Consider the following 20,735-nt stretch of genomic DNA (forward strand, 5'->3'; position numbering starts at 1 on the left):
CAGCAATGGAGAGCAAACAGCTAGAACAAGCGGCGATCGAGGCTGGGATCGCCGCCGGTTATATCAATGCGCATGGTAAACAACAGGCTATTGCTGCCGCTACTAAACGGGATTTGCTGGAGGCGATGGGCTGGGCCGCGGGCGTTCCACACGCCGTCGAAGCCCCCGTGCCGGTAGTAAAAGTGTTTATTAAGGGCAGCCGTTTAGCCCTGCCGATTGGCGGCGAAGGCGAGTTTCAGTGGCAGTTGAAGTTGGAAAGCGGCGCGGTGCAGCAAGGGCGCACCAGCGCCAAAATGACCTTGGCCCTGCCGGGGCGCATTTCCAGCGGCTACCACCAGTTGACGCTGACGCAGGACGCGCAAAGCTGGGAGTGCAGCATCATCGTCGCGCCAAAACGCTGCTATGAACCCGATGCCCTGCTGGCGGGGAAAAAGCTGTGGGGCGCCTGCGTGCAACTCTACACGCTGCGTTCCGAGAACAACTGGGGCATTGGCGACTTTGGCGATTTACGCCAACTGGTGCAGGAGATGGGCAAACGCGGCGGCGCTTTCGTCGGCCTCAACCCCATTCACTCGCTTTATCCCGGCAACCCCATCGCCGCCAGCCCATACAGCCCGTCTTCACGGCGCTGGCTGAACGTGATTTACATTGACGTCAACGCGGTGGAAGATTTCCAGCTCAGCGAGGCGGCGCAGGCGTGGTGGCGCGAGCCGCAAACGCAGAAAATCCTTAAAGAAGTTCGCCGCAGCGCATGGGTGGATTACGCCCGCGTGGTGCCGCTCAAGCTCACCGGGCTGTCGCTGGCGCATCAGCGTTTTGTCACCCGTAGCGCGTCCGATCCGCTGCAAAAAGCCTATCGAAAATTTGTCCGCGAGGGAGGCGACAGCCTCTATCAGCAGGCGGCCTATGACGCGCTTTATAGCCATCTGGCAAAGCAGGGCGAGCAGCCACAAGGCTGGCCGCACTGGCCGGAAAAGTACCGCAGCGCGCAGAGTGCCGCCGTCAAAGCCTTCTGCCAGCAGTATGAGTCCGAGGTGGATTTCTACCAGTGGCTACAGTGGCTGGCGGAGTATCAGTTTGGCCGCTGTTACCACGACAGCCAGCAGGCGGAGATGCCGATTGGTTTGTATCGCGATTTAGCCGTGGGCGTGGTGGAAGGTGGAGCCGAAACCTGGGGCGATCGCGACGTTTATTGTCTGAAAGCCTCGGTCGGCGCGCCGCCGGATATCCTTGGGCCGCTCGGGCAAAACTGGGATCTGCGCCCGATGGATCCGCACGTCATGGTGCGCCGCGCCTATCAGCCTTTTATCGATCTACTGCGCGCCAACATGACCAGCTGTGGCGCGTTGCGCATCGATCACGTGATGACCCTGCTGCGCCTGTGGTGGATCCCTTATGGTGAAACCGCCGACAACGGTGCTTATGTGCAGTATCCGGTGGACGATCTGCTGGCGATTCTGGCACTGGAAAGCCAGCGCCACCGCTGCATGGTGATAGGAGAAGATCTGGGCACGGTGCCGGTGGAGATCGTTAGTAAGCTGCGCGAAGGCGGGGTCTACTCGTACAAGGTGTTGTACTTCGAGCGTGACGCGGAGAATAACTTCCGCGCGCCGCAGTCTTATCCGGTGCAGGCGATGGCGACCATCACCACCCACGATCTTCCTACGCTGCGCGGTTACTGGCAGGGGGATGATTTGGCGCTAGGCAAGAAGTTGGGGCTGTATCGCGACGAAGAGGTATTAACCGAGCTGTACGCCGATCGCGGTCGCGCCCGGCAGGGGTTGCTCAACGGGTTGCATCATTATGGCTGCGTGCCGAAAAGCACCGGTCACAATGCAGACGTGATGAGCATGACGCCGACGCTCAATCGCGGCCTCCAGCGTTATGTCGCCGACAGCGCCTGCGCCCTGTTGGGCCTGCAACCCGAAGACTGGCTGGACATGGGCGAGCCGGTCAACATTCCCGGCACCAGTGACGAATACCCCAACTGGCGGCGCAAACTCACCCGTACTCTGGAAGATATGTTCGCCGACGACGAAGTGAATAAGCTGATCAAGGACTTGGATAAGCGCCGCAGGAAGGTGTCGGTGAGTTGAGTTTTGGCTCTACTTCCTCCCCTAATTAGGGGAGGGATCAAATCAAAAGCCACAGCAAAACCGCACTACTCTAAATCCGGGTTATTGGCGATTTGCTCCACCGTCATTGGCCTGCCGAGCAAATATCCCTGCAACGAATCACAGCCTAGCTCGGTGAGGAAATCTTGCTGTTGGGTGGTTTCCACACCTTCGGCAACCACTTTCAGATTCAGCGTCTGGCCGAGGGCGATGATAGCTTGCACGATGCTGGCATCTTCGCTTCCCGCAATCAGATCATTAATAAAAGCGCCGTCGATTTTCAGTTCGCTGGCCGGTAAGCGTTTCAGGTAGAGCAGGCTGGAGTAGCCTGTACCAAAGTCATCAATCGAGGCTTTGACGCCAAAACGCGTGAGCTGCTCGAGGATCTCGACGCTGGCGTCGGGGTTGCGCATCGCGGTGGTTTCAGTCACTTCCAGCGTCAGCATCTCTGGCGGGATCTGATGCTTCTGCACAGTAGCAATCACCTTTTCCACCAGATTCGGCTGCTCAAATTGCAGGGCAGAGAGGTTTACCGCCACGGTCCAGGTGCGATGTCCCGCCAAGTGCCACTGGCGCAGCTGGCGACAGGCTTCGTTAATCACCCATTCGCCGATTGAGATGATCAGGCCGGTTTTCTCCGCCATCGGCAGGAAGACGTCCGGGCTGAGCATCACGCCGTGGCGCTCCCAGCGCAGCAGCGCCTCAAAGCCGGTCACCGGGCCGTGTGGCGCGACAAATTTTGGCTGATAGTGCAGGCGCAGCTCGTTGTGTTCCACCGCCATGCGCAAATCGTTGAGCATTTGCAGCTGGTCTTGCGCATTGGCATTCATCGACGGCTGGAAAAAGTTGTAGCCGTTGCGCCCGGCATTTTTGGTGTGGTACATCGCCGCGTCGGCGTTGAGCATCAGCTCGCGCTCGTTTTCGCCATCGCCCGGATAAACCGCAATACCAATACTCACTGACACCAGCAGCTCGTAGCGCGAAACCTGGAAAGGTTTAGCAATCAGATGCCCGAGCTTGTCGGCCAGCGTCGCGGCGTCGTTGGGATCGCCGATTTCCATCAGCAGCACGAATTCATCGCCACCCAAGCGCGCCAAGGTATCCGAGGCGCGCAGGTGGGCCTGTAGCCGCTCGGTGACGGCAATCAGCAGCAAATCCCCCACGTGGTGCCCAAAAGCGTCGTTCACCGCCTTAAAGCCGTCGAGGTCGAAAAACAGCAGGGCGAAGGAGGATTGAGTACGCTCCGCTTTCTGGAAAGCCTGGCTTAGACGGTCTTCCAACAGGAGGCGGTTCGGCAAGCGCGTTAGATTATCGTGCAAGGCGAGCTGGGTTAGCTCGCGGTTGGCCTGCGTCAAAGAAGAAGCCAGAATCGAGGTGCGCGCCTGCAAGCGGGCATCCAGCACGGAAATAATCAGGGTGATGGCGAGCACGGCCAAGGTGACGACAATCACCAACAGCGCCAGCCAGTTATTATTCACCCCGGAAACTGCCGCCATGCTGTGGCTATCGTGAGGGAAATTGGCGGCGGCCATGCCGATATAGTGCATGCCGACAATCGCGGTGCCCATGACAATCGCCGCGCCGACGCGCAGCATTTTGACATTCGGCGAGTGCTGGCGCAGGTGAAACGCCATCCACAGCGCGGCACCGGAAGCCACCACGGCGACCACCACTGACAGCGCCACCCAGCGAAGATCGTAATCTATGCCGGGCATCATGCGCATTGCCGCCATGCCGGTGTAGTGCATCGCCACAATGCCGCCGCCCATCAGCAGGGAGCCAAGCAGCAGGCTCTGGGTCGGCAGCCGGTCATGGCACACCAGCCAGAGGGCGAACGCGGAAGAAACGATGGCGATCAGCATCGAAAATAGGGTGATAAGCGGGTCATAGCCCATCGACACTGGCAAACTAAAGGCCAACATGCCGATAAAATGCATCGACCAGATACCAATCCCCATAGACAGCGCGCCGCCCGCTAACCACAGTTTCGACGCTCTTCCTTGTGTCGTTGCCACTCGTCCAGCCATGTCGAGCGCGGTGTAAGACGCGAGCATCGCAACGATGAAGGAGAACAGAATCAGGACATCGTTGTAATTACTGGAAAGCATGCAAACTCCACACAATAGGATATCTATATTAGGTGCTAATTTTGGCGCGGGATAATCGCATTAAATAATAATAAAGGCTATTGAATTAGCGCCTTTCTATTAAATTTACTTAAGCTTATTGCTCAATCCTTATAAATTCAGTTGCAAAACTCGTGAGAAGTAAACGTAATAGGAACAAGGTCTTTGCCTTTATAAAATACGCCAGCGAGCAGATGGTCTATAGTTAACTATTAATTTGGCTAATCAGTTTGGAGTTATAAACATGATCACGGTTCACCATTTAAATAACTCGCGGTCCCAGAGAGTACTCTGGATGCTCGAAGAGCTAGAATTGCCTTATCAAATTCAGCGTTATCAACGTGATGAAAAGACCATGCTGGCCCCGGCCTCACTGAAAAAAGTGCATCCTTTGGGGAAATCGCCGGTGCTGGTGGATAACGACCTGACGCTGGCTGAGTCGGGGGCGATTTTGGAGTACCTGCAAGAAACCTATGATGCACAAGGGAATTTCAAACCTACCGATCACTTCGCTCGCCAGCAGTATCGCTATTGGATGCACTATGCCGAAGGGTCGCTGATGCCGATTTTGGTGATGAAGCTGATTTTTGGACGATTAGGCAAACCGCCGATGCCTTGGCTGATCCGCCCGATTGCCGGTGCCATCGGCAAAGGGGTGCAGCAAAACTATCTGGATAAGCAGCTGGCGACTCATGGCGCCTATCTTGAACAGCATCTGACTGAAAACACATGGTTTGCTGGCGGCGACTTTAGTGCCGCCGACGTGCAGATGAGTTTCCCGGTGGAAGCGATGGTGTCGCGCGGAGGATTAGATAAATATCCGAAATTGCATACCTGGCTTTCTACCATTCATGCGCGGCCAGCTTATCAAAAAGCCTTAGAGCAGGGTGGCCCTTACCAAATTGGTAGCTAATCAAAATTCCAGTGTTCTCTATTTTTCAGCAACGCCGATTTATATTTTCAGCAATACATAAGTGTTGCTTAATATCTTCGAATCGGCGGGTCTGAATTTTGATAACGCAATAGGAATATTGTTAAGCTATTAATCCTCTCCGGTTTTATTTCTTTATCTCTTGGGCCTTTTTCCTCCCTTTCAAAATAGCGCGGTCTATTTTCTTTTCTTCTAATGCCTTGCCTGATTTTCCATTTTTTCATCACCGTTTTGGCATGTTGCACAGCCTGCTAACCATTCAAAATAGGCGGTTTGCGCAAATTCTGTGGCGATCTGGCTTTTTATTGAACAAATCGCCATAAAATGTCGTGAACGGGAGTTGAAAAGAGGGGGTTAATGGCTGGATAATCGTTTGCTTTGCAGTACCCGTGGTTTTTATTTCCGCCTTACGCGATGAGAGTTAAACGTTTGCCTTGGTTTTGCGCATCGATCTTGCAGGTTTTCGAGCACATTACGGCGGTTAGGGAAGCGAACGTGACGAAACGGTTTCGTAATGACCACGCAGGCATTTCAGCAAGACACTTCAGAGGGTTGCACATGGCTAGTCAACACAATCAAACGGGCAGTGGCGTTGCGCCTGCCGGTTCGCTTGATGCTTTCTTTAAAATATCTGCGCGTGGCAGTAACGTTCGTCAGGAAATCATTGCCGGTCTGACGACCTTTTTGGCGATGGTTTATTCCGTCATCGTGGTTCCGAGTATGCTGGGCAAAGCCGGTTTCTCCCCGAGCGCCGTGTTTGTCGCGACTTGCTTGGTGGCAGGCTTTGGTTCTCTGCTGATGGGGCTGTGGGCCAATTTGCCTTTAGCCATTGGTTGCGCAATCTCCCTGACTGCGTTTACCGCCTTCAGTCTGGTGCTGGGCCAGCACATTAGCGTGCCGGTCGCACTGGGCGCGGTATTCCTGATGGGGGTGTTGTTCACCATCATTTCCGTTACCGGGATTCGTTCGTGGATTTTACGCAATTTGCCGATGGGCGTTGCGCACGGCACGGGGATTGGTATCGGGCTGTTCTTGCTGCTCATCGCCGCCAACGGTGTCGGCTTGGTGATCAAGAACCCACTCGACGGCCTGCCGGTGACTCTCGGCGCTTTCACCTCTTTCCCGGTTATCATGACGCTGTTGGGCCTGGCGGTGATTTTCGGTTTAGAGAAACTGCGCGTGCCGGGCGGCATTCTACTGGTGATTATCGTGATTTCTATCATCGGCCTGATTTTTGACCCGGCGGTGAAGTATCAGGGACTGTTCGCCATGCCGTCTTTGTCAGACGCTAGCGGCCACTCGGTGCTGTTTAATCTCGACATCATGGGCGCGCTGAAACTGGCGGTTCTGCCAAGCGTGCTGGCATTGGTGATGACGGCAGTCTTCGACGCCACCGGGACTATCCGCGCGGTAGCCGGTCAGGCGAATTTGCTGGATAAAAACGGTCAGATCATCAGCGGCGGCAAAGCGCTGACCTCTGACTCAATCAGCAGCATGTTTGCCGGTTTGGTAGGTGCATCCCCAGCCGCGGTGTATATCGAATCCGCCGCCGGTACTGCCGCAGGCGGTAAAACCGGCCTGACCGCCACGGTGGTCGGCGTGCTGTTCTTGCTGATGCTGTTCCTCTCTCCACTGTCGTATCTGGTTCCTGCCTACGCTACCGCCCCTGCGCTGATGTACGTGGGTCTGTTGATGTTAAGCAACGTCACCAAACTGGATTTCACCGATTTCGTCGATGCGATGTCCGGCCTGCTGTGCGCGGTGTTTATCGTTCTGACCTGTAATATCGTGACCGGTATTATGTTAGGTTTCAGCGCGTTAGTGATTGGCCGCATCTTCTCCGGCGAATGGCGCAAGCTGAACATCGGCACGGTGATCATCGCCGTGGCGCTGGTGGTGTTCTATGCCGGTGGATGGGCAATTTAAGATTTTTGGGGGGCGAAAATCTGACGCCCTTTTAAGGTCAAGGTCGTGGGCATCGGCCCACACCGACCAAGGGAGGCGCAAAACAGCACCCACTGAAACGGCACGGTTGAAATGCCTCAAAACCGCAGTCAAAAATGGCGCTGAGCGAACGGTTCGAGACCTTAGGCTCGAAGCCTGAAGCGAAGGCACCGCCTAAGCGGCGACATTTTGCGGTGAAGAACCGAAGTGACTGAAACACGTCCATCCAACGAGCGATAGCGCGCAGTAAAGAGCCGGAGATTCTTAAGAGGCGCGGCGATAGGCGCCTCTTAAGGCCGGTTTGGGTGGCAACCCAAGGTTTTGAATTTGAAGTTAAGTCGGTGTGGGCCGACGCCCACGGTTTTGAATTTAAATTTGAATTTAGTTTTTAAATTAAAAATGCATTAAAAGGGGCGCGTGTGGCCCCAACCACACCCCTTTTCAGCACGCTCTGATTTAAACCGTAACGGTTTTTGATCTACTATTCCTTAGGTATGTGTCAGGCGCGCCTGATTGAAAGTCATAAAAATAAGAGTCTAAGGAAAGCATGGAAATCTTCTTTACCATCCTCATTTTGATTCTGGTGGTATCGCTCTCCGGGGTGGTGACCAGAATGTTACCTTTTCAAATCCCGCTTCCATTAATGCAGATCGCCGTCGGGGCGTTGCTGGCATGGCCGAATTTTGGCCTGCACGTGGACTTCGACCCTGAGCTGTTCTTGGTACTGTTCATCCCGCCACTGCTGTTTGCCGATGGTTGGAAAACCCCGACGCGGGAGTTTTTGCATCACGGACGTGAGATCCTCGGGCTAGCGCTGGTACTGGTTCTGCTCACCGTGGTCGGCATTGGTTATCTGATTTATATGATGGTGCCGGATATCCCGCTGGTGGCGGCCTTCGCGCTGGCTGCGGTTCTGTCGCCAACGGACGCCGTGGCGCTGGGCGGCATTGTCGGCAAGGGGCGTATCCCGAAATCGATTATGGGCGTGCTGGAAGGTGAGGCGCTGATGAACGATGCGTCCGGTCTGGTATCCCTGAAGTTTGCTATCGCAGTAGCGATGGGCACCATGATCTTCACCGTCGGCGGTGCCTCGGTAGAGTTCCTCAAGGTGGCCATTGGCGGGTTGATGGCCGGTGTGGCGGTGACGTGGCTGTACAGTAAATCACTGCGCATCATGAGCCGTTGGAGTGGTGATGACCCGGCGACGCAGATCGTCTTCCTGCTGTTATTGCCGTTCGCCTCTTACCTGATAGCCGAACATATCGGCGTGTCGGGCATCCTGGCGGCGGTGGCGGCCGGTATGACCATCAGCCAGTCGGGCATCATCCGTAACGCGCCGCTGGCGATGCGCCTGCGTGCCAACAGCGTCTGGGCGATGCTCGAGTTTGTGTTCAACGGCATGGTGTTCATCATGCTCGGCCTGCAATTGCCGGGCATTCTGGAGAACTCGCTGGATCAGGCAACCCATGACCCGTCTATCGTCACCTGGCACTTGTTTGCTGACGTCGGCATTATCTACTTCGCCTTGCTGCTACTGCGCTTTGTCTGGCTGTGGGTGATGAAAAACATCAGTAACCGCTTCCTGAAAAAGAAACCGTTGCTGTTTGGCGCGTACAGTACGCGTGAACTGTGGGTAGCTTCCTTTGCCGGGGTTCGCGGGGCCATTACGCTGGCCGGTGTGCTCTCCATCCCGCTGTTCTTATCCGACGGCACGGCCTTCCCATCGCGCTATCAGTTGGTGTTCCTCGCCACCGGCGTCATCCTATTCTCGCTGATTGCGGGGGTGATTGCGTTGCCATTCCTGCTTAAAGGCGTGGTGGTGGCCGATGGCACGGCGTATCGCGAAGAAGAGCGCATGGCGAAGTCGATTGCCGCTGAAGTGGCTATCGAAAGCCTGCATAAGATGGAAGAGCGTCTGGCGGCGGATTCCGAAGAGAATATCGATGAGCAGACGCTTAAAGAGATCAGCTCGCGGGTGATTGGTACGCTGCGGCGACGCACGCTCAATAAAGATGATATTGAGACGGCGCTGAAGCTGGAAAACCTCGAGCGCCGCTTCCGCCTCACGGCGCTGCGCGCCGAGCGCGGGGAGCTATATCATCTGCGCGCGACGCAGAAAATCAGCAATGAAACGCTGCAAAAGCTGCTGCATGACCTCGATTTGCTCGAGGCGCTGCTGGTCGAAAAAGAGGTGTAAAGCCTCGCAACGCGCACGCTATCCGGCGTGCGCGTCTCTTTGCTGCTGCTTGAAGTGCTCCCGACACATGGCAATCCACGCCTGGGTGCTGTGCGACATATAACTTCCCTCCCGCCAAATCAGCTCCAGTTTCCACAGCATCTCCGGCTCGATAGGCATCCACATCAGGCTTGAATCCAGACGGCGGCAGATTGGCTCCGGCAGAATTGCCACGCCCATTCCCGCCTGCACCATCGCCGCCAGAAAGTCCCACTGGCCGCTGCGGGTGGCAATTTTAGGCGTGAATCCATGCGCCGCGAAGCTGTCCATCAGCATGCCGTGCAGCGCAAAATCTTCGTTATAAATCAGGATGCTTTCATCGGCTAATTCAGAAATCGGCAGGCGGGTGCGGTTGAGCCACTTCTCGCTGCGCGGCACCACGGCGCACATGGGGTAGCTAAAGAGGGGGATCGACGTCAGGCCCAGATTTTCGTCAATCGATAGCAGGTTCATGGCTAAATCCAGCTCGCCGGAGACAATCGCCGACTGCACCGTGCGGCCGCCAAACTCGGAGATAATCAGCTCAATGCCGGGATATTTTTGGCGAAACGCGCCAATCAGCGGGGCCATCTGGGTGCCCACCATCGGCGGGATGCCAATCCTCAACTGCCCGCGGGTGAGGGAGCTGATGTCCTCCAGTTCGCTTTCCAGCTGGCGAAACTCTTCCAAAATATTCTGCCCGCGTTGGTACAGCGCCTGCCCGCTGTCGGTCAGTCTTAGGCGGCGGCCATCGCGAATAATCAGCGTACATTCCAGCTCTTCCTCCAGATGGCGCAGCATCTTGCTGATGGTCGGCTGAGTGACAAACAGCTTTTCAGCCGCGCGGGTAAAGCTCTGCTGGCGAACAACTTCGACAAAATAACGCAGGGTGCGCACGTCCATAATGATCCTCTTAATCAGCTTTTTGCGCAGAAAGGCAAAATATGCCGATTTGGAATGATTTCGATGATTTTAATTCATTTCTATACCGGTTTGCCGCCAACGTATACTTCTTTCGTCCCCTTTTTAACCCACTGAGGTTATTCCTATGTTGTTGGCGTTGCGCACTCGAGCGCCGTCGTATTTAAGTCGTTTACAGGTCCCCATTCAGGTGGTGCTGTACGCGGCTCTTTATCTGGTTGCCGACCGTCTGGTAAACCTGTTGCATCTGCCTCTGCCGGCCAACGTCGTCGGTATGTTCATGCTTTTATTATTGATTATGTCCGGTATTTTGCCGCTGAAATGGGTCAAAGCCGGGTCTCGCTGGCTGCTGGCGGAAATGCTGCTGTTCTTTGTTCCCGCCGTGGTCGCCGTGGTGAATTACACCTCGTTGTTGATGGTTGAAGGCTGGAAAATTTTCTTGGTGATCGCCATCAGCACCACTCTGACGCTGGGTATTACGTCGCTGGTGGTGGACAGGATCTATCGTCTGGAGCTGCGTTTAGCGGAGCGGAAGGTGCGCGGTGAGTGACATTATTATTAGCGCCATCTGTTTTGTCGTAACCGTGTTGCTGTATTACGCCAACAAGAAGCTCTACCGCCAGCGCCGCACTCTTTTATTAATGCCGCTGGTGTTCACGCCGGTGGTGCTGGTTCTGCTGTTGGTGGTCGCCCGCGTGAGCTGGCAGGACTACATTGGTGAGACGCACTGGCTGCTGTGGCTACTCGGCCCGTCAACCATCGCCTTTGCCGTCCCAGTCTACGAGAATATGGCGATTATCCGCCGCCACTGGCTGTCGCTTTCTGCCGGCGTGGTGACGGCGGTGGTGGTCGCGGTGTTCAGCTCCGTCTGGCTGGCCCGGCTGTTTGCGCTGCCCGAGGTGATTCAGCGCAGTTTATCGGTTCGCTCCATCACCACGCCTTTCGCCCTGGCCGCCGCGAAGCAGGTGGGCGGGCAGCCGGATCTGGTCGCGCTGTTTGTGGTGATCACCGGCGTCTTCGGTATGGCGATAGGCGACATGATGTTCCTGCGTTTGGCGGTGAAAAGTAAGTTAGCGAAAGGCGCGAGCCTCGGGGCGTCATCCCACGGCGCAGGCACGGCCAAAGCCTACGATATGGGCGCCGAAGAGGGCGTGGTTTCAAGCTTAGTGATGATGCTGGCGGGGGTTGTCACCGTGGTGATGGCGCCGGCAATTGGGATTTTGATGTGGTAGTTCGGGTTTGCTCCTTTGTGAGAAATACTCCAGCCCAGCCCTCCCCTAATTAGGGGAGGGAGCAACTGCCCTAAATTAATGAATCACCTGTGATAAAAACTCCCTGGTCCTTGCTGATTTCGGTGCGGCGAAGAACTCCATGGGTGGCGCTTCTTCGACGATTTCTCCGCGATCCATAAAGATCACGCGGTCCGCGACGGTTCTTGCGAACCCCATCTCATGGGTCACGCACAGCATGGTCATGCCTTCCTCGGCGAGTCCGATCATAGTATCTAACACCTCTTTCACCATTTCCGGATCCAGTGCGGAAGTGGGTTCATCGAACAGCATGATTTTTGGCTTCATGCAGAGTGAGCGGGCGATGGCGACGCGTTGCTGCTGCCCGCCGGAAAGCTGGCCGGGGAACTTGTGCGCGTGCTCGGCAATGCGTACCCGTTTCAGGTAGTGCATGGCCAGCTCTTCGGCTTCCTTCTTCGGCATCTTGCGCACCCAGCAGGGCGCCAGCGTGCAGTTCTGCAACACCGTCAGGTGCGGGAAAAGGTTGAAATGTTGGAAAACCATGCCGACTTCGGTACGAACGCGCTCGATATTGCGCAGATCGTCGTTTAACTCGGTGCCGTCCACGACGATCCGGCCCTGCTGGTGCTCCTCCAGATGATTAATGCAGCGGATGGTGGTGGATTTCCCCGAGCCCGACGGGCCGCATAGCACGATGCGCTCGCCCGGCTTCACGCGCAGGTTGATGTTTTTCAACACGTGGAACTGTCCGTACCACTTGTTAACGTCTTCCAGGGTGATCATCATTTTTTTAGCATCAATAATGTGATGGTCGCTCATGTTTTACCTCAGTGTGCGGAACGTCCGGTGTGAAAGCGTCTTTCCAAATGTTGGCTATAACGCGACATGCTGAAACAGAAAATCCAGTAAACGGCGGCGGCGAAGACATAGCCTTCGGTCGACATGCCGAGCCACTCGGGATCGACGGTGGCTTGCTGCACGCTGCTGAACAGGTCAAACAGGCCGATGATGATCACCAGACTGGTATCTTTAAACAGCGCGATAATGGTGTTGACCAGGCCGGGGATCACCATCTTCAGGGCCTGCGGCAAAATCACCAGCCCCTGAGTTTTCCAATACCCCAGCGCCAGTGACTCGGCGGCTTCGGTCTGGCCCTTCGGCAGCGCCTGCAATCCGCCGCGCACCACTTCCGCGACATAAGCCGACTGGAACAAAATCACCCCAACCAGCGCGCGCACCAGTTTGTCGATGTTGGTCCCTTCCTGCATAAACAGCGGCAGCATCACCGAGGACATAAACAGCACGGTGATCAGCGGCACGCCGCGCCAGAACTCGATAAAAATCACTGACAGCACGCGAACAATCGGCAGGCGAGAGCGGCGAGCCAGCGCCAGCAAGATGCCGAGCGGCAAGGCTCCGGCGATACCCACTGCGGCGATGATCAGCGTCAGCGTCAGCCCGCCCCATTGGCGTGTTTCGACCACCGGCAGGCCGAAGAAGCCGCCATAAAGCATGAACCAAGTGAAAATCGGGAACAGCACCACCCAGGCGGCGATGTATCGGCCACGGCGCGGCATGGCGTGAATGAACATCGGTACCAAGGTGAGCAAGCCGACGATTAAGGTCAGATTGATGCGCCAGCGCTCTTCAAAGGGGTAAAGGCCATACATGAACTGGCCGAAGCGCGCATGGATAAACACCCAGCAGGCGCCTGCTTTGGTGCAGTCCGAGCGAGCCGTGCCGACCCAGTTGGCCTGAAAAATCACCCAGTTGAGCAGTGGAGGAACAACCAGCCACATCAGCCACAGGCAGAAAATCGTCAGTAAGCTATTGAACCAGCTGGAGAACAGGTTTTTTCGCATCCACATCAAAGCGCCGCTAACCGAGGCCGGGTGCTTATTGGTAGGCATGGCAGAGGGGAGTGTGCTCATCGTCATTCGATTCCCTTAACGTTCGACCAGCGCGATACGCCGGTTGTAGATGTTCATTAAGAACGAAATCGCCAGACTGATGATCAAGTAGACGGACATGGTAATAGCAATAGTTTCAATGGCCTGGCCGGTTTGGTTGAGCACCGTTCCGGCAAACAGCGACACCATGTCGGGATACCCGATGGCGGCCGCCAGTGAGGAGTTTTTGACGATATTCAGGTACTGGCTGGTCAGCGGCGGAATAATCACCCGCATCGCCTGCGGCAAAATCACCTGACGCAGCGTCACCGGATTCGGCAGGCCGAGGGAGCGCGCGGCTTCATGCTGGCCGTGGGAAACCGACTGAATGCCCGAGCGAATCACTTCGGCAATAAAGGTCGAGGTGTAGACCGACAGCGCCACCGTCAGCGAGGCCAGTTCAGGGATAAGCACCATGCCACCGCGGAAGTTAAATCCGCGTAGCGCCGGGATGTCCCAGTGAACCGCAGGCCCGAAGAACAGGTGCGCCAATGCCGGGAAAATCACCAGCATGGCAATCGCCCACGGCCAAATACGCCATACCCGCCCCGTGTGGATCTGGCGGAAATGGTTGTAACGCTTCAACGCCCAGATGCCAAACAGCGCCAGCAGCAGGGCGATGCCACTCTCCAGACTGCCCGGAGCCAGCTCGGGAGAAGGCAGATACAGCCCGCGATTGCTAATAAAGGCCACGCCAAAAGCCTCAAGGCTTTGACGAGGGCCGGGCAAGTTGCGCAAGACGGCGAAGTACCAGAAGAAGATTTGCAGGAGAGGCGGGATGTTGCGGAAGATCTCAATGTAAAGGGTAGAAACTTTGCGGATCAGCCAGTTTTCCGACAGGCGACCCAGCCCAATAATAAAACCGAGGATTGAAGCAAAAACGATACAGAGTGCCGAAACCAGCAGTGTGTTAAGCAGGCCAATCACGAACACGCGGCCGTAGGTGTCCCCTTCCTGATAGTCGATAAGATGTTGAACGATACCAAAACCTGCGCCGCTATTGAGGAAAGCAAAGCCCGAGGTGATGCCTCGTGTTGTCAGGTTGGTGATGGTGTTGTGCAGCAGATAGCCGAGACAGGCAACCAGCACGACGACGGCGATGATCTGATAGATCCACGCGCGCACGGCTGGGTTGGTCAGCGATAACGCACCTTTTCTAGCTGGGCGTTGTGGCATAGAAAGTACCTCAGAGATGAAGCCTGAAAACGGCGCGCTGGGGAACGGCCAGCGCACCGTTTTTTATCATTACTTATTTAATTCAACTGCTTGGATTCCCAAGAAAGAAGGGAATTAGCGAACCGGTGGTGCGTACTGGATCCCACCCTGATTCCACAATGCGTTTTGCCCACGTTTGATTTTCAGTTCGCTGCCTTCGCCGACGTTGCGGTCGAAGCTTTCGCCGTAGTTACCGACTTGTTTAACGATTTTAACCACCCAGTCATTAGGCAGTTTCAGGTCTTCGCCGTATTTGCCGGTTTTACCTAACAGGTTGCTCATGTCCGGCGTGGTCGGGTTAGCGGCCAGTTGCTCAACGTTTTTAGAAGTGATGCCCATCTCTTCGGCGTTCAGCATGGCGAACAGCGACCAGCGCACCACTTCCAGCCAGTCTTCGTCACCACGGCGAACCACCGGGCCTAAAGGCTCTTTGGAGATCACTTCTGGCAGCACGATGAAGTCATCTGGCTTGCCGAGCTTGATACGCAGGGCGTAAAGCTGGGATTGGTCAGAGGCCAGCGTATCGCAGCGGCCGGAGTCCAGCGCCTTGGCGCTTTCGTCGGAACGGTCGAAAGTCACCGGGGTGTAGGTCATTTTATTGGCTTTGAAGTAGTCGGCCACGTTCAGCTCAGTGTCAGTACCGGCCTGGATGCAAACGGTTGCGCCATCAAGCTCTTTAGCACTCTTCAAACCGGCTTTCTTATGGGTTAGGAATCCAATGCCGTCGTAGTAGTTAACGCCCGCGAAGATCATGCCCATACCCGCGTCACGCGATGAGGTCCAGGTGGTGTTACGAGAGAGGATGTCCACTTCGCCAGATTGCAGGGCGGTAAAGCGCTCTTTGGCAGTCAGCGGGGTGTATTTTACTTTTTCCGCATCACCAAAAACGGCGGCGGCGATGGCGCGACAGACGTCGACGTCGATACCGGTGAATTTCCCTTTTGAATCAGCGTAAGAGAAACCCGGTAAGCCGTCGCTTATCCCACATTGAACAAAGCCTTTCTTCTTCACAGCGTCCAGAGTTGTGCCTGCGTGAGCCTGACCTGCCAGCGTCATCATGCTGGCAGCAGCAATAAGGGTAGAAAGCAGTATTTTTTTCATAAGTCGTCCTGTGAGACATAACCAAAATTATTATTGTATGAATGCGCGAGGCACCCTGTCCGTTGCGGGGCATTGCCCTCTGCAGGGGACATTGCAAAGGCAATGCCAACATGCAAAAACACTAATCAATTGGCTTCTGTGATTGTTTCGGCCAGTAACATTGATTTGCGTTATAGGATTTATTGCCCCAATCCTGTGCGTGGTCAATATTGCTGCAACAAAGTGGTGCGGCTTATTTTACTATTTGGAACTGGATCTCACTCTGGTTCCGCTCAGTGAGGTCTGGTTCATCTTTAAGCGCTATATGGAAGGTCAAAAACAGAGGGAAGTGGAATTAAAAAACTCTCAGGCGGGCGCCTGAGAGTCAGAAGATTAACGGGCAGCTTGGATCAACGCGCCGACCAGCGGCGGGAGCTGGCCTTTCAGCGCGGCGCGTTCCGGCTGGAACAGGGTGGCGACGAAGAACGGGTGGTTTGGCAACTCGATCACGCGGATTTCACCCTGCTGGTCGTGGCCAGTCAGGCGCAGGGGCTGAGACTCCAGCGCGGCCTGAAACTCAGTGTTAATCCCGTAGCGGCAGTGATAACCCTCTTCAATATCCGACTTACCGTAGGCGCGGCCCGCGATGCTGTCGGCCAGCAGAGTGATACCCGCCTTCTTCTCCACCATTTCGCAGGTCAGCGCGGCAATCACCAGCCGACCTTCGGTATCGGTTTCGCCATGGCCCGCATCCTGCCAGCCCATCACGTTGCGGGCATACTCGATAATCGCATGCTGGAAGCCGCCGCAGGTGCCGAGGAACGGCCTCTGCTGCTCGCGAGCATAGCGAATGGCGCGCAATGCACCTTCGGTAGAAAGGTAAGGGCTGCCGGGCACGCACCAGAACGCATCGAACTCTTCAAGTGAAAGCTCAGCGTCAATGGTGTCGGTGTTAAGCCAGGTGGTGTGGATATCAAGGTCGAAAGTTTGTGCTGCGAGGTTTAATGCAAGGGGGATAGCTTGGTGGGCAAGAATGGCGGGGTTGTGGTCGCCGATTAGTGCCAAACGGACTTGCTGACTCATCACTTCTCTCCTGAGCAGGTAAAAGAGAATGTTATAGAAAAGTTAACTTGGCGTCATGAGAATTATTTTCATCAATAAAAAAAGCCCGACCATTGCTGGACGGGCTTAATGCATGGCGATTCACTGCTTAGAGATAGAGTGAAGGCGCTCCCGTTGGGCGGGTTTTAAAGCGGCGATGCAGCCAGAGATACTGGTCTGGTGCGCGCATAATCTCTTTTTCCACCACGCGATTCATGTAGGCCGCGGCCGCCATTTCATCATCGATTGGGTAATCTTGCAGAGCAGGCTGGATAACCAGGTCATAGCCTTTACCCTTGTCTTTGCGCACCAGCACCACGGTGACCAGAGCCGGTTTCGCCAGACGCGCCAGCATGTAGGTGCCGCTGGTGGTGGCTGCCTGATCGACGGCGAACAGGGGAGCAAATACGCTGCCACGCGGGCCGTAGTCTTGGTCCGGAGCGAACCATACGGCTTCACCTTTCTTCAGCGCATGAACCATACCGCGCAGGTCTTTGCGATCCAGCATCGCTTTATTGGAGCGCATGCGTCCCCAAGTCTGCACGAACTCCATCGCTTTATTGTTATGTGGGCGATACATCGCCATCATCGGCTGACAAATGCCCATGGCACGGCCACCCAGCTCAAGCGACATGAAATGCACGCCAATCACCAGTACGCCTTTTTTGTTCTGCTGCGCCATTTTCAGGTGGTTCAGGCCACTGACGTCAAACCAGCGTTTTACACGGGCGTCCGACCAGAACCACGCCATTCCCGTCTCCAGCAGGCCCATGCCCAGCGATTCGAAATTGCTGAGAATGCGGCGCTCAATTTGAGCTTCGTCAAGATTAGGGAAACAGAGTTCTAAATTGCGGCGAGTGATGGAGACACGGCGTTTGAGGAAACGCATCGAGGTGCGGCCAAGCCAGTTACCAAGGCGGTAAAGGACCGGATAAGGCAGTTGAACAAGAAGGAACAGGACGCCCAAGCCAAACCAGGTCAGCCAGTAACGCGGGTGGAGAAACGATTTGCGAAAGCAAGATGGTGAAGTCATATAAGCTCAATCATCGGCATAATTAAATCTGAGGTACCGCGTTGGAAGTAGCTCGATCGCGATACAGGGGGTGTGTCAAAGATTGGGACAACGAAAGTGGGCAAATGTTTTAAACAACGCCGAACTTGACGCAATCTTTACACTAAAAGACGGGATCGCGGGCTAAAAGGCTTTCCGTAGGCGATGAGCGGGGCGAATACGACTTTAGGTGTGAAGTATATCACGCTCTGTTATCAATCCTGAGTGGGGAATCGTCCGATAACAACACTAATTCGTATCTTATTTTGTCAGGCGTTAAAATAGTCTTAGAATTAATGGTTTGAGCGATTGTAAGCTTTGTAAATTATGCAATAGGAGAAGTCTGAAGGTGATTGTGCTGGGCAAACGGCCGCTTCTCTGTAAAATATTTCACATTCTATTCCCACCGCATTAACTCTTTATGATCGTTCGTCCCCATCAACACTGGTTCCGCCGCCTGTTTGTCTGGCACGGCGCCGTGCTTTCAAACATTCTTTTCCGCCTCAGCCTGAACTTCGGTATGTCGATTGTCGCGGTGTTCAGCGTGCAGATTTACGAAGCATTGGGCATCCGCCTGACGCTGGCCCCGTTTAGCTTACTGGGCATCGCCATCGCCATCTTCCTTGGTTTTAGAAACAGCGCCAGCTACGCGCGCTTTAACGAAGCCCGGCTGTTATGGGGAAGCTTGCTGATCACACATCGCTCGCTATTTCGGCAGGTAAAGAGCCTGCTGGCGGACTCGCCGCAGGCCGTCGCCGCCTTCAGCCAGTTGCAGATAGCTTTTAGTTACGCGTTGAAGCACCAGCTGCGTGGGGAGGATGCCGCCAAGGATATGCAGCGCCTGCTGCCCGCTGAAGTGGCTACTGAGGTGTTGAACAGCCCGACTCCGGCTAATCGTCTTTTGCTACTCATGGGCAAATGGCTTGCCGAGCAGCGCCAGCAGGGGCGGCTGAGCGATATGCTCTTCCACAGCGTCGACCGCAACCTTAATGAGCTTTCCCACGTGCTGGGCGGCTGCGAGCGCATTGCCAACACGCCGATACCTTTCGCCTACAGCCTGATAGTCCATCGCACGGTTTATCTGTTCTGCACCTTGCTGCCGTTCGCACTGGCTCCGGCACTGGGTTATATGACGATTTTGGTGTCGGTGTTTATCTCCTACACCTTTATCTCAATTGATGCCTTAGCGGAAGAGTTGGAAGACCCGTTCGGCACGGCAGATAACGATTTACCGCTGACCGCGATGTGCCGGAATATCGAGATCAATCTGTTAGAAATGAATGACGTGCACCCACTGCCGGAGCACATTAAGCCGGACCAACATTACCGGCTGAGCTAAAACAAAAAGGCGCTCTCCTTGCGGAAAAGCGCCTTTTATCAACACAACTGATTAGTATCAGTTCATGCCGTATTTTTTCAATTTCTTACGCAGCGTACCGCGGTTGATACCCATCATCAGGGCCGCACGAGTCTGGTTGCCACGGGTATATTGCATCACCATGTCTAACAGTGGCTGTTCAACTTCAGCCAATACCAACTCATACAGGTCATTCACGTCCTGACCATTCAATTGAGCAAAATAGCCCTTAAGTGCTTGTTTTACCGAGTCACGCAGGGGTTTTTGGGTTACCTGATCCTGAGAATTAACGGTAGAAACGGTCAGTACGTCAGAATTCACGCGTTGTTCGAACATAGTTCTGTCAGCTCTTTTTTGTTACGCAAGATTTTCGAAATATGCTTCCAACGCCTCCAGCTGTTCGCTGGCATCCTCTATGGCGTTGAAGGAGCGCCGAAACTGGTCATTCGGGGCATGCTCCTGGAGATACCAGGAAACATGCTTACGAGCGATACGGAATCCCTTGCCTTGACCATAAAAGTCGTGCAATTCCCGTACATGCCCTAATAACAAGTGCTGAACCTCCCCAAGTGGTGGCGGCGGTAACAGTTCCCCTGTGTCCAGATAATGCTGGATTTCCCGGAAGATCCAGGGTCTCCCCTGAGCGGCACGTCCAATCATCAGAGCATCAGCTCCGGTGTAGTCGAGTACCGCCCTGGCTTTATGCGGGTCAGTTATGTCGCCATTCGCGATAATCGGAATGGAAACACTCTGCTTAACTGTCCGAATGCTGTCGTACTCTGCCTCTCCATTGAAGAGACAAGCACGGGTTCGGCCATGAATCGTCAGGGCCTGAATTCCACAGTCTTCAGCCAATTGTGCAATTTGTACACAGTTACGGTGTTCCGGTGCCCAACCAGTACGAATTTTCAACGTGACTGGCACATCTACCGCATTCACAACGGCAGAGAGGATCTGTTTGACCAAATCCGGATACTGCAACAAGGCAGATCCTGCCAGTTTGCGGTTCACTTTCTTGGCCGGGCAACCCATATTGATGTCAATGATCTGCGCACCGCTGTCCACGTTAATTCGGGCAGCTGCCGCCATATCTTCGGGATCGCAACCGGCAATTTGCACGGCCCGGATTCCCGGTTCATCGCTATGTACCATACGCAAACGGGATTTATCCGTACGCCACACTTCCGGATTGGAAGAGAGCATTTCGGAAACAGCCATCCCAGCACCCATCGCATGACATAAGGCACGAAACGGTCGGTCTGTTATACCGGCCATTGGGGCCGCAATCAGGCAATTTGTAAGTTGGTGGTGTCCGATGCGCATAGACTAGGAATGACCATACTGATGTCCGCAAGGGCGCGTATATTACGCATTTTTGAATCCAGATGAAAGGCCAAACTTTAACCAATAACCTAAGAAAATGCTTGCATCAGGCCTCTGAGGTCTGGGTTATGGGTTTTTATTGAGACTTAACATAGGGT

At 54.9% G+C, this 20,735-nt stretch carries 17 protein-coding genes; 7 read left to right on the forward strand and 10 right to left on the reverse strand.

The features are described from left to right. The first annotated feature begins 5 nt into the window (after positions 1-5). Positions 6-2,096 carry a 4-alpha-glucanotransferase gene (malQ, locus tag V2154_RS01140; RefSeq protein WP_100938191.1) on the forward strand — a complete coding sequence of 697 codons (2,091 nt, stop codon included), beginning with the start codon at positions 6-8 and terminating at the stop codon, positions 2,094-2,096. 65 nt (positions 2,097-2,161) lie between these two features. Here the strand turns inward: malQ and V2154_RS01145 are convergent, their stop codons facing one another. Next, positions 2,162-4,222, reverse strand: a complete 2,061-nt coding sequence (locus tag V2154_RS01145; RefSeq protein WP_353500727.1) for a putative bifunctional diguanylate cyclase/phosphodiesterase — start codon at positions 4,220-4,222, stop codon at positions 2,162-2,164. 262 nt (positions 4,223-4,484) lie between these two features. On the opposite strand from V2154_RS01145, the gene V2154_RS01150 reads away from it, so the two are divergent. The 3 genes from V2154_RS01150 (at position 4,485) to V2154_RS01160 (ending at position 9,312) form a co-directional block, all read left to right on the forward strand. Further along, on the forward strand, positions 4,485-5,153 hold the full coding sequence (locus V2154_RS01150; protein WP_353500728.1) for a glutathione S-transferase family protein: 669 nt from the start codon (positions 4,485-4,487) through the stop codon (positions 5,151-5,153). Between the two features lie 576 nt (positions 5,154-5,729). Next, a complete protein-coding gene (locus V2154_RS01155) occupies positions 5,730-7,097 on the forward strand; it encodes an NCS2 family permease (protein WP_353500729.1) in 1,368 nt (455 codons plus the stop codon). Between the two features lie 565 nt (positions 7,098-7,662). Further along, entirely contained in the window at positions 7,663-9,312 is a 1,650-nt protein-coding gene (locus tag V2154_RS01160; RefSeq protein WP_100938189.1) for a Na+/H+ antiporter, read from the forward strand. An 18-nt stretch (positions 9,313-9,330) separates the two neighbouring features. Here V2154_RS01160 and V2154_RS01165 read toward each other — a convergent pair whose 3' ends face one another. Beyond that, positions 9,331-10,233, reverse strand: a complete 903-nt coding sequence (locus V2154_RS01165) for a LysR family transcriptional regulator (protein WP_353500730.1) — start codon at positions 10,231-10,233, stop codon at positions 9,331-9,333. 145 nt (positions 10,234-10,378) lie between these two features. Here V2154_RS01165 and V2154_RS01170 point away from each other — a divergent pair, with 145 nt between their 5' ends. Then, positions 10,379-10,801 carry a CidA/LrgA family protein gene (locus tag V2154_RS01170; RefSeq protein ID WP_353500731.1) on the forward strand — a complete coding sequence of 141 codons (423 nt, stop codon included), beginning with the start codon at positions 10,379-10,381 and terminating at the stop codon, positions 10,799-10,801. Further along, positions 10,794-11,483, forward strand: a complete 690-nt coding sequence (locus V2154_RS01175) for an LrgB family protein (RefSeq protein WP_353500732.1) — start codon at positions 10,794-10,796, stop codon at positions 11,481-11,483. Before V2154_RS01170 ends, V2154_RS01175 begins: the two co-directional genes overlap by 8 nt. A 75-nt stretch (positions 11,484-11,558) precedes the next feature. On the opposite strand, the gene V2154_RS01180 is transcribed toward V2154_RS01175, so the two are convergent. The 6 genes from V2154_RS01180 to lpxP form a co-directional block, all read right to left on the reverse strand. Beyond that, positions 11,559-12,320: an amino acid ABC transporter ATP-binding protein gene (locus V2154_RS01180; RefSeq protein WP_128124598.1), complete on the reverse strand. Its 762-nt coding sequence runs from the start codon at positions 12,318-12,320 to the stop codon at positions 11,559-11,561. Between the two features lie 8 nt (positions 12,321-12,328). After that, positions 12,329-13,438: an amino acid ABC transporter permease gene (locus V2154_RS01185; RefSeq protein ID WP_353500733.1), complete on the reverse strand. Its 1,110-nt coding sequence runs from the start codon at positions 13,436-13,438 to the stop codon at positions 12,329-12,331. A 9-nt stretch (positions 13,439-13,447) separates the two neighbouring features. Then, positions 13,448-14,626, reverse strand: coding sequence for an amino acid ABC transporter permease (locus V2154_RS01190; RefSeq protein WP_353500734.1), 1,179 nt, complete (start codon positions 14,624-14,626; stop codon positions 13,448-13,450). Between the two features lie 114 nt (positions 14,627-14,740). Continuing rightward, positions 14,741-15,766: an amino acid ABC transporter substrate-binding protein gene (locus V2154_RS01195; protein ID WP_353500735.1), complete on the reverse strand. Its 1,026-nt coding sequence runs from the start codon at positions 15,764-15,766 to the stop codon at positions 14,741-14,743. 372 nt (positions 15,767-16,138) lie between these two features. Next, positions 16,139-16,828 carry a CTP synthase C-terminal region-related (seleno)protein gene (locus tag V2154_RS01200; protein ID WP_353500736.1) on the reverse strand — a complete coding sequence of 230 codons (690 nt, stop codon included), beginning with the start codon at positions 16,826-16,828 and terminating at the stop codon, positions 16,139-16,141. Positions 16,829-16,955: 127 nt separating this feature from the next. Beyond that, positions 16,956-17,879 carry a kdo(2)-lipid IV(A) palmitoleoyltransferase gene (gene lpxP, locus V2154_RS01205; protein ID WP_353500737.1) on the reverse strand — a complete coding sequence of 308 codons (924 nt, stop codon included), beginning with the start codon at positions 17,877-17,879 and terminating at the stop codon, positions 16,956-16,958. A 439-nt stretch (positions 17,880-18,318) separates the two neighbouring features. Between lpxP and V2154_RS01210 the strand changes: the two genes are divergently transcribed. Next, a complete protein-coding gene (locus V2154_RS01210; RefSeq protein WP_353500738.1) occupies positions 18,319-19,236 on the forward strand; it encodes a bestrophin family protein in 918 nt (305 codons plus the stop codon). Between the two features lie 57 nt (positions 19,237-19,293). Here V2154_RS01210 and fis read toward each other — a convergent pair whose 3' ends face one another. Both fis and dusB read right to left on the reverse strand, forming a co-directional pair. After that, positions 19,294-19,590, reverse strand: a complete 297-nt coding sequence (gene fis, locus V2154_RS01215) for a DNA-binding transcriptional regulator Fis (protein WP_004097144.1) — start codon at positions 19,588-19,590, stop codon at positions 19,294-19,296. 21 nt (positions 19,591-19,611) lie between these two features. Next, positions 19,612-20,577, reverse strand: coding sequence for a tRNA dihydrouridine synthase DusB (gene dusB, locus V2154_RS01220; RefSeq protein ID WP_034786639.1), 966 nt, complete (start codon positions 20,575-20,577; stop codon positions 19,612-19,614). Between the last annotated feature and the right edge of the window lie 158 nt (positions 20,578-20,735).

The organism is Ewingella sp. CoE-038-23, from assembly GCF_040419245.1.
GTDB lineage: Bacteria > Pseudomonadota > Gammaproteobacteria > Enterobacterales > Enterobacteriaceae > Ewingella > Ewingella allii.

Coding starts and splice junctions, on each gene's coding strand:
- malQ (WP_100938191.1), top strand. CDS start 6: ATGGAGAGCAAACAGCTAGAACAAGCGGCGATCGAGGCTGGGATCGCC.
- V2154_RS01145 (WP_353500727.1), bottom strand. CDS start 4,222: ATGCTTTCCAGTAATTACAACGATGTCCTGATTCTGTTCTCCTTCATC.
- V2154_RS01150 (WP_353500728.1), top strand. CDS start 4,485: ATGATCACGGTTCACCATTTAAATAACTCGCGGTCCCAGAGAGTACTC.
- V2154_RS01155 (WP_353500729.1), top strand. CDS start 5,730: ATGGCTAGTCAACACAATCAAACGGGCAGTGGCGTTGCGCCTGCCGGT.
- V2154_RS01160 (WP_100938189.1), top strand. CDS start 7,663: ATGGAAATCTTCTTTACCATCCTCATTTTGATTCTGGTGGTATCGCTC.
- V2154_RS01165 (WP_353500730.1), bottom strand. CDS start 10,233: ATGGACGTGCGCACCCTGCGTTATTTTGTCGAAGTTGTTCGCCAGCAG.
- V2154_RS01170 (WP_353500731.1), top strand. CDS start 10,379: ATGTTGTTGGCGTTGCGCACTCGAGCGCCGTCGTATTTAAGTCGTTTA.
- V2154_RS01180 (WP_128124598.1), bottom strand. CDS start 12,320: ATGAGCGACCATCACATTATTGATGCTAAAAAAATGATGATCACCCTG.
- V2154_RS01185 (WP_353500733.1), bottom strand. CDS start 13,438: ATGACGATGAGCACACTCCCCTCTGCCATGCCTACCAATAAGCACCCG.
- V2154_RS01190 (WP_353500734.1), bottom strand. CDS start 14,626: ATGCCACAACGCCCAGCTAGAAAAGGTGCGTTATCGCTGACCAACCCA.
- V2154_RS01195 (WP_353500735.1), bottom strand. CDS start 15,766: ATGAAAAAAATACTGCTTTCTACCCTTATTGCTGCTGCCAGCATGATG.
- V2154_RS01200 (WP_353500736.1), bottom strand. CDS start 16,828: ATGAGTCAGCAAGTCCGTTTGGCACTAATCGGCGACCACAACCCCGCC.
- lpxP (WP_353500737.1), bottom strand. CDS start 17,879: ATGACTTCACCATCTTGCTTTCGCAAATCGTTTCTCCACCCGCGTTAC.
- V2154_RS01210 (WP_353500738.1), top strand. CDS start 18,319: ATGATCGTTCGTCCCCATCAACACTGGTTCCGCCGCCTGTTTGTCTGG.
- fis (WP_004097144.1), bottom strand. CDS start 19,590: ATGTTCGAACAACGCGTGAATTCTGACGTACTGACCGTTTCTACCGTT.
- dusB (WP_034786639.1), bottom strand. CDS start 20,577: ATGCGCATCGGACACCACCAACTTACAAATTGCCTGATTGCGGCCCCA.